General features: G+C 50.5%; 13 protein-coding genes. 1 reads left to right on the forward strand and 12 read right to left on the reverse strand.

Features of this window, described 5'->3' with window-relative positions:
- Positions 1 to 48: 48 nt before the first annotated feature.
- Positions 49 to 873: a DNA/RNA non-specific endonuclease gene (locus BM318_RS07500; RefSeq protein ID WP_092981888.1), complete on the forward strand. Its 825-nt coding sequence runs from the start codon at positions 49 to 51 to the stop codon at positions 871 to 873.
- Here the strand turns inward: BM318_RS07500 and rodA are convergent.
- From rodA to BM318_RS07560, 12 genes are all read right to left on the reverse strand, one after another.
- Complete coding sequence (gene rodA, locus BM318_RS07505) at positions 870 to 2,150, reverse strand: rod shape-determining protein RodA (RefSeq protein ID WP_092981889.1); 1,281 nt, start codon at positions 2,148 to 2,150, stop codon at positions 870 to 872. The genes BM318_RS07500 and rodA overlap by 4 nt on opposite strands.
- Positions 2,140 to 4,011, reverse strand: coding sequence for a penicillin-binding protein 2 (mrdA, locus tag BM318_RS07510; RefSeq protein ID WP_092981890.1), 1,872 nt, complete (start codon positions 4,009 to 4,011; stop codon positions 2,140 to 2,142). Before mrdA ends, rodA begins: the two co-directional genes overlap by 11 nt.
- A gap of 38 nt (positions 4,012 to 4,049) precedes the next feature.
- Positions 4,050 to 4,556, reverse strand: a complete 507-nt coding sequence (locus BM318_RS07515; RefSeq protein WP_092981891.1) for a rod shape-determining protein MreD — start codon at positions 4,554 to 4,556, stop codon at positions 4,050 to 4,052.
- Complete coding sequence (gene mreC / locus BM318_RS07520) at positions 4,546 to 5,361, reverse strand: rod shape-determining protein MreC (protein ID WP_092981892.1); 816 nt, start codon at positions 5,359 to 5,361, stop codon at positions 4,546 to 4,548. Before mreC ends, BM318_RS07515 begins: the two co-directional genes overlap by 11 nt.
- Positions 5,362 to 5,413: 52 nt before the next feature.
- A complete protein-coding gene (locus BM318_RS07525; protein ID WP_092981893.1) occupies positions 5,414 to 6,442 on the reverse strand; it encodes a rod shape-determining protein in 1,029 nt (342 codons plus the stop codon).
- 59 nt (positions 6,443 to 6,501) lie between these two features.
- A complete protein-coding gene (gene purH, locus BM318_RS07530; RefSeq protein WP_092981894.1) occupies positions 6,502 to 8,034 on the reverse strand; it encodes a bifunctional phosphoribosylaminoimidazolecarboxamide formyltransferase/IMP cyclohydrolase in 1,533 nt (510 codons plus the stop codon).
- A 123-nt stretch (positions 8,035 to 8,157) separates the two neighbouring features.
- Positions 8,158 to 8,643 (reverse strand): GAF domain-containing protein, encoded by a 486-nt coding sequence (locus tag BM318_RS07535; RefSeq protein ID WP_092981895.1) that lies wholly within the window; start codon positions 8,641 to 8,643, stop codon positions 8,158 to 8,160.
- A 174-nt stretch (positions 8,644 to 8,817) separates the two neighbouring features.
- Positions 8,818 to 10,449: a chaperonin GroEL gene (groL, locus tag BM318_RS07540; protein ID WP_092981896.1), complete on the reverse strand. Its 1,632-nt coding sequence runs from the start codon at positions 10,447 to 10,449 to the stop codon at positions 8,818 to 8,820.
- A 22-nt stretch (positions 10,450 to 10,471) separates the two neighbouring features.
- On the reverse strand, positions 10,472 to 10,750 hold the full coding sequence (locus tag BM318_RS07545) for a co-chaperone GroES (RefSeq protein ID WP_092981897.1): 279 nt from the start codon (positions 10,748 to 10,750) through the stop codon (positions 10,472 to 10,474).
- 137 nt (positions 10,751 to 10,887) lie between these two features.
- Positions 10,888 to 11,250, reverse strand: a complete 363-nt coding sequence (gene secG / locus BM318_RS07550) for a preprotein translocase subunit SecG (RefSeq protein ID WP_092981898.1) — start codon at positions 11,248 to 11,250, stop codon at positions 10,888 to 10,890.
- 7 nt (positions 11,251 to 11,257) lie between these two features.
- Positions 11,258 to 12,238, reverse strand: a complete 981-nt coding sequence (locus BM318_RS07555; RefSeq protein WP_092981899.1) for a hypothetical protein — start codon at positions 12,236 to 12,238, stop codon at positions 11,258 to 11,260.
- Between the two features lie 3 nt (positions 12,239 to 12,241).
- A complete protein-coding gene (locus BM318_RS07560) occupies positions 12,242 to 12,760 on the reverse strand; it encodes an LptE family protein (RefSeq protein ID WP_092982117.1) in 519 nt (172 codons plus the stop codon).
- Positions 12,761 to 12,766 lie beyond the last annotated feature (6 nt).

Raw genomic sequence — 12,766 nt, forward strand, 5'->3', positions numbered from 1 at the left:
TCGGTCATAAGTTAGTCGTTTTTCGGGGCTTTGTCTTACACTTTTTTCATGCGTAAAAGCAAAAGAAATCGCTGGATTTACTCCGTCCTGATGCTCCTCTGCGTAGTGGGTTTCTGGTGGTTCGAAAATTTCTACACCCCGGACCCATACGCCTCTGAAAACCCGGCTGTTAAAACGGAGTTCCCCGATGATTTTTTGCCTGATTACCCGGAGGCCGAAGTCGTTGTGCACAATCACCATGTGCTGGGCTACAGCGAACCCTACGAACAAGCGGCCTGGGTGGCTTATACCCTGAAACCCACCCACCTGACCCGCGACGACCGGCAACGACCCTATTTTGTGGAAGATCCTAGGGTGGGAACCAAATCTGCAGATTGGCGCAACTATCGCGGTTCGGGCTACGATCGCGGCCACCTTTGCCCGGCAGGGGACAGGCGGTTTTCTGAGGAAGCCTACAACCAGACATTTTATACCAGCAATATAAGCCCGCAGGATTCAGAGTTCAATGCAGGCACCTGGAATACCCTGGAACAACAGGTAAGGGCCTGGTGCCGGCGCTATGGCGAGCTCTATGTAATTACAGGCGGGGTTTTAGAACCCGGGTTGGAGGAAATCGGAAGCGAGGATGTGGATGTCCCGCGTTATTTCTACAAAGTCGTCTTTCGAGGCAAGGCAGCGAACCTGAAAGCAACAGCCTTTCTGATGCCAAACCGGGAGGAAAACCTACCCCTGGATAATTACCGCGTGAGTATCGATGTTATTGAAGCGGCCACAGGGATCGATTTCTTTGCTGAACTCGACACCCGTACCCAGCAACAATGGGAGGCAGAAGCAACCACTTCCTCCTGGCCCATAACTTTAAGGGGAAATTAAGCCCACTCGTTCAGGCGGTTCGCATCGAGTTTGAGGAAGATAAAAAGCAAGAGGGTAAAGCCCAGCAGGCTGGAGCCTCCATAACTGAGCAAGGGTAAAGGAATCCCAATGGTTGGCAGCAGGCCAATGACCATCCCGATATTGATAAAAAAGTGGATGAGCAGGATGGAGATCACCCCATAGCCATACATGCGGCTAAAGGCATTTTTCTGGCGTTCGGCCAGGTGAACCAGGCGCAACAGCAAAAAGGTAAAAAGCAAGGTCACGGAGGCCGTACCGAGGAAGCCCCATTCCTCCCCAACAGTGGTAAAGATGTAGTCGGTATCCTGTTCTGGGACAAAATCCCCTTTGGTACGTGTTCCTTCCAGGAATCCCTTCCCCCAGAATCCTCCCGACTCTATGGCCTTTTCCGATTGGTAGGTATTGTATCCTATCGTTTTTCGAATCTCCTCTAATTTATCCGGATCCTTTTCCAAACGCAACCACAAAGTAAAGCGATCCCGGTGACGCTGTTCAAATACATTATCAAAGACAAAGTCTACGGAGAGCGAGAATACTACGGAAACCAAAAACAAACCAACCACAGGGAGCAGCGGTATTTTGACCGAGGGGCGTTTTAGCGCAAATACCAGCGCAATGAGCAGCGCCAGGCCAATACCCACCCAAATGGTGCCAAAGATCAATGTAGTTATAAACAAAAGTACAGCCAGTAGCGCCAACCCCAGGTACCATAAGGGGAGACCTTCTCTGAATAGTACAAAGACCAGGGCAAAGAATACCAGGGCGCTCCCGGGATCGGGCTGGGGGATAATCAACAAGGCAGGGAGCAGGATAATCAGTAAGGCGCGAAACTGGTCCTTACGCCTTTTGATATCGGTCTGGATATCGCTGAGGTACTTGGCCAGGGCCAGGGCTGTTGCCGTTTTGGCCAGCTCCGAGGGCTGCAGGTTAAAAAAGCCCAGGCTGTACCAGGAGGTTGCCCCGGCTATGGTTTTGCCAAAGAGGAAGAGGCCTACCAGGAGTACCAGGACAATGACGTAGAACAAGCTGGCAAAGCGTTCATAGAATGAGGCCTCCAGGGCCATGACTACAATGATCAGTGCCAGGCTTACCCCGATAAAAATCAGCTGTTTTCCGTAGCGATGCCCCATATCGAGGATGCTGCTATCCGGTTCCAGGGTGCTGGAATAAATATTGACCCAACCGATAAGGACCAGGGAAAGGTAGATCAGCACGGAAAGCCAGTCGATCCTTCGGACCGCATTGCTACCAGACATATTCGTTTATCTCAAATTCCTCGCCGCTGTAGGGCTTGGCGTATTCATGTTCCAGGGTTTTCTCCAGCATACGTCGCTCCAGGTCGGTACGGGTTATTTCTCCCTTGAGGTATTTCTCGATCATCAGGGAAGCGATATGACCGGCATACCGGGCCCCGTAGTAGCCATTTTCAATGTAGACAGCGAGGGCAATTTTAGGCTTGTCCACTGGGGCAAAAGCCACGAAAACCGAGTGGTCCGTCAACTGGGTGCGTACCCCGTCTATCTTGGTGAAGTTCTCAACGGTTCCGGTTTTCCCCGCAATATCAATTCCCGGAATCTTAATCCATTTCGCCGTTCCCTTGTTGTAGACATCGGCCATACCGCGAATTACCGGTTCAAAGTGAACGGGATCTATGGTCGTGTATTTGCGTTCCGTGTAGCGCGGGTCGGCGATCTCTTCACCGCCCATTTTCTTGAGGACGTGTGGGGTATAATACCATCCGCGATTGGCTATGGCAGCCGTCATATTGGCCAGCTGTATGGGCGTGGCCGCCACTTCGCCCTGCCCGATAGAGTTCGAAATAATGTAGGAGGAACTCCAGCGGTTGTCTCCGTAGACGCGGTCGTAGTATTCCTTTCCGGGAACACGTCCTGGCGCCCCGGTGGGTAAATCGTAGCCGAGGTAGTTGCCCAGGCCAAAACTGCGCATGTGCTTTTCCCAGATATCCTGTCCCTCGTCTGTAGTTACGTAATTGTCGTAGAATTTGCGGAAGGTGCCTGCAAAATACGCGTTGCAGGAACGGTAAATTCCGCTATTCATCGTACGCATTCCTCCGCCGCAGTGACATCCCCGTTTTTTGTTTCCCACGTAGAATCCATTGTAACACATGAAGGTGGTTTGCGGGGTAATAATGCCTTCCTGAAGGGCCACCAGGGCATTCAGGGTTTTGAATGGGGATCCCGGGGAGGGCTGGGCCAGTATGGAGCGATCCCAGGTGGGTTTTGAGAGGGTATCGTTGTGGAGCCGGGTATAATTCCGCGAGCGTTCCCGACCCACCAGCAAGGCCGGATCATAGGTTGGTCCCGAGATCATGGCCAGGATTTCCCCGGATTCGGGTTCAATCGCTACAATACCGCCGCGCTTGCCGTTCATCAGCAGCTCTCCGTATTCCTGCAACACCTTATCCAGGGTTAGATGGAGCTCGGTTCCCGGCTTGGGCAGGGTGTCGAGGGTACCATTTTTGTACGGGCCAATGTCCCGGTTAAAGCGATCCTTTTGAATAACTTTTACCCCTTTACGACCTCTGAGGATCTCCTCGTATTGTTTTTCAATCCCCGTTCGGCCGGTAAGTTCTCCTTGCTCGTAGTAGGGGTTTTGTTTCAGGTCCCATTCGTTTACCTCTGAGATATACCCCAGGACATTTGCTGCAGCGGGGGTATTGTAATCGCGCAGGGAGCGCTTTTCAATATAGAATCCCTTGTATTTGCGCATCTTTTCCTGTAATCGGGCGTAGTCCCGTTTGGAAAGTTGAGGCACCATTACAGAGGGCAATCGGGGGGAATAAACCCGAGCTTTCTTTAGCTGACTGTCGAAACGTTCCTTGTCAATACCCAGCAGGTCGCAGAACTCCAGGGTATCCAGGGGTTCCACTTCCCTGGGGATAACCATCACATCATAAGCGGGCTGGTTGGCCACCAGTAACTTGCCATTTCGATCGTAGATATGCCCTCGCTCGGGATAGTCGTAAACTACCTTAATGGCCGGGTCGTCATAAATCTGATCCGCAGAGGAGAAGCGGAAAAGTTGCAAATAGCTTAGCCTCCCGATAAAGGTGATCCCTATCAGAATGATCAGAGAAGACAGGATGAGTTTTTTCATCAGACTAAGTCGTATTCGAGGTATGTGCCAGGACTACCTCAGGTTTTTCGCGCCGAAAAAAGCGCCGCTAGTAAAATCGAAAATATAAAGGTGCAGACCCCGGTTAATAGTACCCGCTTTAAAATTAAGAGCAAATTCGTCAAACTAAAAATTTCCAGGGTAAAGAAAATTAGGTGATGCACCCCAATTAACAACGCGAGAAAGGTGAATTGTTGTACACGGGTGGAATTGGGAAGGCTGAAATTCTGAAATTCCAGGTTAATTCCGAACACAAAGCGCATGATAGCGGGCCTGAAAAAGGCCGCCGTAATACAGGCCGCCGTATGCATGGCCATAGTATCTGAGAACAGGTCAATGACAAAACCCAGCGCAAAGGCCCATCCCAAAAGCCCGGATCGGTTCTCCTTTAAAGGATACCAATACAGGAAGAGTATATAGACCATGGGGTTGATGAGGCCGAACAGGTTCATCCGGTTAAAGATCAGCACCTGGAGCAGCACCAATCCAACAAAACGTATGATCCCCGAAAATGGACTAAAATTCATCTTCTGCAGCTTGAAGTTCCAGGATTTCGGGCCGGTTGCGATTACGGATCACATAGACCGGCTTTAAGTTGGTCATATCGTTGAACAACCGAACATCAATACTGTAGAAACTTTGGGATTCCCCCAGTTCAAAAGATTCTATAGTACCGATGGGGATGTTTTCCGGGAAGATGCTGGACATGCCACCTGTGACCACTACGTCCCCAACTTCCAAAGGTACCTGCCGGGGGATGTCTTCCAGCTGCACCAGACGAAAGTCTTCGCGATTCCAGGTAAGGGAGCCAAAATACTCCGTACCGGCAATCTTGGCATTGATAATGGACTTGGAATTCAAAACACTTTGTACCGAGGCGTAATTGCCACTGCTGCGCTCCACGATCCCCACGATCCCTTCGGTGCTGATCACGCCCATATCCTGGACCACGCCGTCATTGGTACCTTTGTCGATGGTCAGGTAGTTGTTGGCTTCGGAAAAGCTGTTTTTGATGATACGCGCCGAGGAAATCACATAATCCAGGGAGGTGGTATCCTGAGGTGCGGGGATTATGGAATCCTTGTTGAAGAGCAATAGCCGCAACCGGCGATTCTCTTCCAGCAACTTATCGTTCTCTGCCCTGAGGTCAAAGTAGTTACTCATGGAAAAACTGGCGCCGTATACGGTTCCGGTAAGCCAGTTGGCAGAATTGAAATAACGGGAACGGTGGTAGGCGTTATTCTGAATGGTCAGGCCCAGGGCAATGATCATAAGAATCAGGTAGAGCAGGGAGGACTGATTCCGCAATATAAAATTGATGATCCTTTGCATCAGGCACTTCGGGTTCTAGGCACTATTCCCGGGCCAGTTCCGGGGGTGCATCCTATTTAATCAGAATACTCTTGTATCGCTCCAGGTTTTTGAGGGCTATCCCGGTTCCCCGAACAACAGCGCGCAAGGGATCTTCGGCGATGTATACCGGAAGGTCCGTTTTTTGCGACAGGCGACGGTCGAGTCCGCGTAACATGGAACCACCCCCGGCCAGGTAAATCCCGGTATTGTAAATATCGGCAGCCAGTTCGGGTGGGGTTTGGCTCAGGGTTTCCATTACCGCGTCTTCAACACGGAGGATGGACTTATCCAGAGCCTTGGCAATTTCGCGATAGGAAATGGAAACCTGCTTGGGTTTTCCGGTCAGCAGGTCGCGCCCCTGTACGGACATCTCCTCCGGTGGGGTTTGAAGGTCTTCTGTGGCGGAGCCGATCTGAATTTTGATATTCTCTGCAGTGCTTTCCCCCACATAGAGGTTATGCTGAGTCCGCATGTAGTAGATAATGTCGTTGGTGAAAACGTCACCTGCAATTTTAACCGATTTGTCGCAGACAATTCCTCCGAGGGCAATGACGGCAATCTCGGTGGTTCCTCCTCCGATATCCACGATCATATTCCCCTTGGGTTGCATAATGTCCAGGCCAATACCAATAGCGGCAGCCATTGGCTCATGGATCAGGTAAACTTCTTTTCCATTTACCCGCTCAGCCGATTCCCGTACCGCGCGCATTTCTACTTCCGTGATCCCGGATGGAATACAGATGACCATACGCAGGGCAGGAGGAAACCATTTTTTCTTGAGTGCAGGAATGCCCTTGATGAACATATTGATCATCTTTTCAGAAGCATCAAAGTCGGCAATAACCCCGTCTTTCAGCGGGCGGATGGTCTTGATGTTCTCATGGGTTTTCCCCTGCATCATGTTGGCTTCCCGACCAACGGCGATAACTTTTCCGGTGATTCGATCGCGGGCTACAATAGACGGACTGTCTACTACAACCTTGTCGTCGTGAATAATAAGGGTGTTGGCTGTACCGAGGTCAATAGCGATTTCCTCGGTCAGGAAGTCAAAGAAACCCATGGGCTAGTTGTTTTGTTTTGACGATGAACGGTCAAATTTTATCGTCAAAAGTAGTAAAATTAATGCTTAAAATGACGGGTGCCTGTCATTACCATGGACAGCCCGTTTTCATCGCAAAAATCAATACTCAACTGGTCCTTAATCGAGCCTCCCGGCTGGATTACCGATTGGATTCCCGCCTGGTGTGCAATCTCCACACAATCAGGGAATGGGAAGAAGGCATCACTGGCCATTACAGCACCTTCCAGGTCAAAGTCAAAGGAACGCGCTTTGTGTATGGCCTGGTTCAGGGCATCGACCCGGGAAGTTTGACCGGTTCCACTGGCACAGAGCTGTTTGTTTTTGGCCAGGACAATGGTATTGGACTTGGTGTGCTTGCAAATTTTAGAGGCAAACAACAGATCTGCTGTTTCCAGGGCAGACGGCGTCTTTTTGGTAGCGACCTTCAGGTCTGCAGCCGTATCGGTTTTCAGGTCCTTATCCTGGTAGAGGATTCCATTCAGGCAGGTTCGTATCTGGGTTGCCGGCAGGGCAGTGGGTTTTTGAACCAGGAGGATGCGGTTCTTCTTTCCTTTGAGGATTTCCAGGGCGTCGTCGTGGAAGCCCGGGGCAATCACTACTTCACAAAATAGCTCGTGTACTTTAGCAGCCGTCTCTGCATCCATCGGTCGGTTACAGATCAGGATTCCCCCGAAGGCAGAAACCGGATCCCCCGCCAGGGCATCGCTATAGGCCTGGCTCAATGTAGCGCGCGTGGCCAAACCACAGGCGTTGTTGTGCTTGAGGATGGCGAAAGTTGGATCGTCCTGGATGAATTCAGACATCAGGTTCACAGCTGCATCGATATCGAGCAGGTTATTGTAGGACAGGGCCTTCCCGTGGAGTTGGTCGAACAGGGCATCGAAATCCCCGTAAAACACCCCTTGCTGGTGGGGGTTTTCCCCATAGCGGAGCGTGCGCCCCTGGGATTCGCTTAATCGCAGTTTGGACTCCCCGCCCTCGCGGTTGAAGTAGTTGAAAATGGCAGCATCGTAATGGGAGGAAACCGCAAAACTTCGGGTGGCGAATGCTTGCCGGTCTTCCAGGTCGGATTCTCCCGCTTTGGTGTCGAGCAGCTCCAGTAAGGGCTGGTAATCTTCCATGGAGGACACGCATAGCACGTCTTTATAATTCTTGGCAGCGGCCCGGATCAGGCTTATTCCCCCGATGTCAATTTTTTCAATGATATCCTGTTCCGAGGCACCCTCTGCAACTGTCTTCTCGAAGGGATAGAGGTCTACGATAACAATATCCAACTCCGGAATGTCGTACTGCTTGAGTTGATCCCGGTCCGAATCCAGTTCCCGGCGTCCCAGGATACCTCCAAAGACTTTCGGATGCAGGGTTTTTACCCGACCCCCGAGGATGGATGGATATCCGGTAAGTTCCTCTACAGGAACTACAGGGATCCCTAAATCCCGGATAAAGCGTTCGGTGCCTCCAGTGGAATAGAGGACCACACCGAGTTGGTGGAGTTTTTGAACTACTGGTTCCAAACCGTCTTTATGGAATACCGATACCAGGGCTGCAGCAGCCTTTTTTGAATGACTCATTGGGAAAGGGTTATTTAGGAGAACAGGTTGATTACTAAGGAGCTGATTTACACTTTAGGGCTCCAAATTTACCTTTTTTGATAGGAAATTGCAGGGGAGGTTATCAACAATCCGGGGGAAGTTTTACAATTCTGCAGCCGGATCGGAAATCCCCTGGGATTCCAAAAGCGTAGCTACCGCTGCAGCAACCCCTTCGAGAAGTTCGATATCCGCATCAGTAAACGGATCCGCTGTTTCGGAATCGATATCGATCTGTCCGATATTTTCACCTCCTACAAAAATGGGAACAACAATTTCGGCCTTTACATGGATGCTACAGGCAATATAGTTGTCCTGGGCCTTTACATCCGGCACTACAAAATTTGAATTACTCACGGCAACCTGTCCGCAAATCCCTTTGCCAAACGGGATAATAGTATGGTCGGTAGGGTCCCCGACATAGGGTCCTAACTTGAGTTCTTCTTTGTTTCCGTTGCGGAAATAGAAGCCGACCCAGTCGTAATGGGGGACTTCCGCCTGAAGCAGCCCACAGAGTTCCAGCAGCAGGGCCGAAGGGTGTTTTTCGGATTCAGCGAGAAGTTTTTGACTGCGATTCAATAAGGCATTCATGGAGGAATAATTAAGAGTTCAAATTTACAAAGAGCCGGTGGAAGCCTCACAAGAGCTTGAGAAAAAAAGCAAGTGGTCTTCGTCTCTGCAGTAAAGAAAAAACCCGATGCACGTGCATCGGGTTTTTCGAATATCCAGAATGGATCGCTGGTGCATTTGGCACCTATACCATTCTTACATCATTCCGGGCATTCCACCGCCGCCCATTGGTGGGGCTGGAGGATTGTCCTCTTTGATTTCTGTAAGGGCACATTCCGTAGTCAGGATCATTCCTGCAACAGAAGCGGCGTTCTCCAGAGCGATACGGGTTACTTTCTTAGGATCGATGATCCCAGCTTTCAGCATGTCCACGTATTTTTCGCTCTTGGCGTCGTATCCGAAATCGCCTTTCCCTTCGTGTACTTTGGATACTACTACGGATCCTTCTCCGCCGGCGTTTTCAACGATGGTACGCAGGGGCGCTTCGATAGCACGGGCTACGATTTGTACCCCGGTTTCCTCGTCAGAGTTAGCGGCTTCTACCTTGGCCAGTACTTTCTGTGCACGAACCAGGGCAACCCCTCCACCAGCAACGATACCTTCTTCTACAGCGGCACGGGTGGCGTGCAGGGCATCGTCTACGCGGTCTTTCTTCTCTTTCATTTCCACCTCGGAAGCTGCACCTACGTAGAGTACGGCAACTCCGCCAGCCAACTTGGCCAGGCGTTCCTGAAGTTTCTCGCGATCGTAATCCGAAGTTGTAGTTTCGATCTGAGATTTGATCTGGTTAACACGGGTTTTGATGTCTCCTGCTTTTCCAGAACCGTTTACGATAGTGGTGTTGTCTTTGTCGATGCTCACCTTCTCGCAGGTACCCAGCATATCGATGGTGGCAGTTTCCAGGCTAAACCCGCGCTCCTCGCTGATCACCATTCCTCCAGTGAGGATAGCGATATCTTCCAGCATGGCTTTGCGGCGGTCTCCAAATCCTGGAGCTTTTACCGCGGCGATTTTCAGGCTTCCGCGCAGTTTATTGACTACCAGGGTTGCCAGCGCTTCTCCGTCTACATCTTCGGCGATGATCAACAGCGGCTTTCCGCTCTGGGCCACAGGCTCCAGTACGGGCAGCAGGTCTTTCATGGTAGAAATTTTCTTGTCGAAAAGGAGGATGTATGGGTTCTCCAGATCGGTAACCATTTTTTCTGAATTGGTTACGAAGTATGGACTCAGGTACCCGCGGTCGAATTGCATTCCTTCCACGACATCTACATAAGTGTCTGTACCCTTGGCTTCCTCAACCGTGATCACGCCTTCCTTTCCAACTTTTCCGAAAGCCTCGGAAATAAGTTCTCCGATAGTCGCGTCGTTGTTGGCGGAGATAGAAGCCACCTGTTCGATTTTTTCAGAGGAATCCCCTACTTTCTTGGATTGCTTGGACAGGTTGGCAACGATAGCCTCGACAGCTTTGTCGATTCCGCGCTTAAGATCCATTGGATTGGCTCCGGCGGCTACGTTTTTCAATCCTTCCTTAACGATAGCCTGCGCCAAAACCGTTGCAGTGGTGGTACCGTCACCAGCAAGGTCATTGGTTTTGGAAGCAACTTCCTTTACCATCTGAGCCCCCATATCTTCCAGGGCGTTTTCCAGCTCTATTTCCTTAGCTACGGTTACCCCATCTTTGGTCACTACAGGAGCCCCGAAGGACTTACTGATAATTACGTTGCGACCCTTGGGTCCGAGGGTAACTTTAACGGCGTTAGCCAGGGCGTCTACCCCGCGCTTTAGGCCGTCTCTTGCTTCAATATCAAAAGTGATGTCTTTTGCCATAATGCTATGCTAATGATTGTGTTTATATGATTGCTAAAATATCGCTCTCGCGCATCATGAGGTAGTCGGAACCTTCGAACTTGAGTTCGGTTCCGGAGTATTTTCCGTAAAGAACAGTGTCTCCAACCTTAACAGTCATGGGCTCATCCTTGGTGCCAGGACCCGCAGCGACAACTTTTCCGCGCTGAGGTTTTTCTTTGGCAGTATCCGGGATGATAATCCCTGAGGCTGTTTTGGTTTCGGCTTCCATAGGAGCGATAAGCACCCGGTCTGCCAGTGGTTTGATGTTTACTTTAGCCATATCAGTTGATTTTTCGGATTTTAATGTTTCGCGTCATTAGGGGCTAAAATTATGCCAGCCCCTAAAAACTGACACTTTGTAAAACAAAAATGCCAGCTTGTCATAAAAGCTGGCATTTCGTTGAATTCTTTCAGGTTCTACTGAATCGTATCAATAGTCGTGGCAGGCTCTGCAGCTGGTTCCACGGGGATTTCATCGAGTTCTCCCTGAGGGACACTCTCGATCCCATCTTCCTGCAGCAAGCGAGATTCCGATGCCGCAAAATTGGATTTAAGGGCAACATTGGAAAGCAGGATCAAAACGATCAACACGGTCGCCAGGGTCCAGGTGCTTTTATCGAGGAAGTCCCCGGTTTTTTTCACACCACCAACGATTTGTGTTCCCCCGCCTCCGAATGAGGAAGAAAGTCCACCTCCCTTGGGGTTTTGAACCATAACTACCAGCATGAGCAGTAGGCAAACCACGATGATCAGGATTAGAAAAATATTAAAGGTATCCATCTGAATATTACTTGTTTTTGTCTTTTCGAAGCGCTGTTATCGCCGAAATTTGGTCTGCAAAGAAACTACTTTTTTCCGGATATTTCAAACTGAGAATCCGGTAGGCCTGAATCGCTTTTTTGTACTTGCCCTGTTCCAGATAAACCCGTGCCAGGGTTTCGGTCATCAGCTCCTCTTGTTTGATTTTTAGGGAAGACTTTATATCTACCTCGGGTACCTCCTCCGGAGCTACCGGGGTAATTTTTGGATTCTCCGAGAGGAAGCGATCGATGCGATCGAATTTGGATGCCATTGCCGGGGCTTCGGCTCCTTCATCCTGAGGGGTATCCTCGTTTGTCGCAGCGGGCGTATGCGCTGCTTCTTGTGTTTGCTCCTTTTGGGAAGTCTCCTGATCCTCTTCCTGGGAAGAAGTTTGCTTCCCCTTATCTATGGTTGTCAATTGCAGCCATTCGGAAAACGAATAGCGTTCGCGACGATTGAAGGTAAGCGGCTTACCGAGTTCGAGTTGCTCCCGCGCCTTCTGCCGGTCGGCATCCAATTGTTTATCTACCTCCGGGTCAAGGGATCGGAACAATCGCGGATCCAGAATCTTGTCTGCATCCTGTGTGGATTGGGGAAGCGGGCCATCCTCTGTCTCCTCATCCAAAGCCGGTGCTTTCATTTCTCCGGGATCGACAGTCTCAGCCACGGTCTCAATTTCGGCCAGGGGTACCTGGGTGGTCAGGGCATCTGCTATTTCGTCCTGCAGGAATTCCTCTGAGGTGATATAGTCGAAAAGGATCTCCCGGTCGGCCGTTATCGCCGCCGTTTTTTTAAGGGCCAGGTTGTACTTGTAGCTCCCGGTCTGGTGCAAGCCTTTCAGATAAAGGGCCTGCGCCGACTGAAACCAGGGATAGGCATCGAGGACTTCCTCTAGTTCCTTGGTTTGCCTCGGTGCGTCGGACAACTGGGTGTTGCGGAGCAGGGATGTAAATTCGTTGACATTCATCGTTTACCAGTCGGCCAGGGAGGCGTTAAATATATCCTGATTCAAACGTTCGAAAATCTCTTCGTGTGCCTCGTCCTGTACAGAAGCCAATTGGGAATTGGCCGGAAAATCAAAGAAGAAGGAGAAGCGTTGTTCAAAATCCGAGTCTTCTTTGGTGCTATTAAAGAAACGTACATTAACCGACATGGTCAGGCGATTTTGGGCAGCTGTTTGCTGCGCCGTGGCCGACATGGGCTGTACGCGGTATTCTACAATTTCCCCCTCATAAATGAGATCTCCCCCGGAACCTACCAAAGACAAGCTGGTCTGATTGGCAAGGGTTTCCTGCAGGCTCTGGGTAAAATCCCGATCCAGGCCGGGGTGGAAAATCGAACCCGGGCTCTGGGTGGCGTAATTCTGGAAGAAATTCACCTGAAAGGTTTGCGCCGTTCCGACATCTCCCCCGGTGAAATTATAGATTCCACAACCAGAGTAGAGGGAGACAAAAATTACGAGCAGGACGGCCTTAGCGCCACGTTGCATGCCTTG

The organism is Robiginitalea myxolifaciens (genome assembly GCF_900115205.1).
GTDB classification, from domain to species: Bacteria; Bacteroidota; Bacteroidia; order Flavobacteriales; family Flavobacteriaceae; genus Robiginitalea; species Robiginitalea myxolifaciens.

Bases quoted from the DNA above. Each gene is read 5' to 3' on its own strand.
- rodA (WP_092981889.1), bottom strand. From the start codon at position 2,150: ATGTCTGGTAGCAATGCGGTCCGAAGGATCGACTGGCTTTCCGTGCTG.
- BM318_RS07525 (WP_092981893.1), bottom strand. From the start codon at position 6,442: ATGGGTTTCTTTGACTTCCTGACCGAGGAAATCGCTATTGACCTCGGT.
- mrdA (WP_092981890.1), bottom strand. From the start codon at position 4,011: ATGAAAAAACTCATCCTGTCTTCTCTGATCATTCTGATAGGGATCACC.
- BM318_RS07560 (WP_092982117.1), bottom strand. From the start codon at position 12,760: ATGCAACGTGGCGCTAAGGCCGTCCTGCTCGTAATTTTTGTCTCCCTC.
- mreC (WP_092981892.1), bottom strand. From the start codon at position 5,361: ATGCAAAGGATCATCAATTTTATATTGCGGAATCAGTCCTCCCTGCTC.
- BM318_RS07535 (WP_092981895.1), bottom strand. From the start codon at position 8,643: ATGAATGCCTTATTGAATCGCAGTCAAAAACTTCTCGCTGAATCCGAA.
- secG (WP_092981898.1), bottom strand. From the start codon at position 11,250: ATGGATACCTTTAATATTTTTCTAATCCTGATCATCGTGGTTTGCCTA.
- BM318_RS07555 (WP_092981899.1), bottom strand. From the start codon at position 12,238: ATGAATGTCAACGAATTTACATCCCTGCTCCGCAACACCCAGTTGTCC.
- BM318_RS07500 (WP_092981888.1), top strand. From the start codon at position 49: ATGCGTAAAAGCAAAAGAAATCGCTGGATTTACTCCGTCCTGATGCTC.
- groL (WP_092981896.1), bottom strand. From the start codon at position 10,449: ATGGCAAAAGACATCACTTTTGATATTGAAGCAAGAGACGGCCTAAAG.
- BM318_RS07545 (WP_092981897.1), bottom strand. From the start codon at position 10,750: ATGGCTAAAGTAAACATCAAACCACTGGCAGACCGGGTGCTTATCGCT.
- purH (WP_092981894.1), bottom strand. From the start codon at position 8,034: ATGAGTCATTCAAAAAAGGCTGCTGCAGCCCTGGTATCGGTATTCCAT.
- BM318_RS07515 (WP_092981891.1), bottom strand. From the start codon at position 4,556: ATGAATTTTAGTCCATTTTCGGGGATCATACGTTTTGTTGGATTGGTG.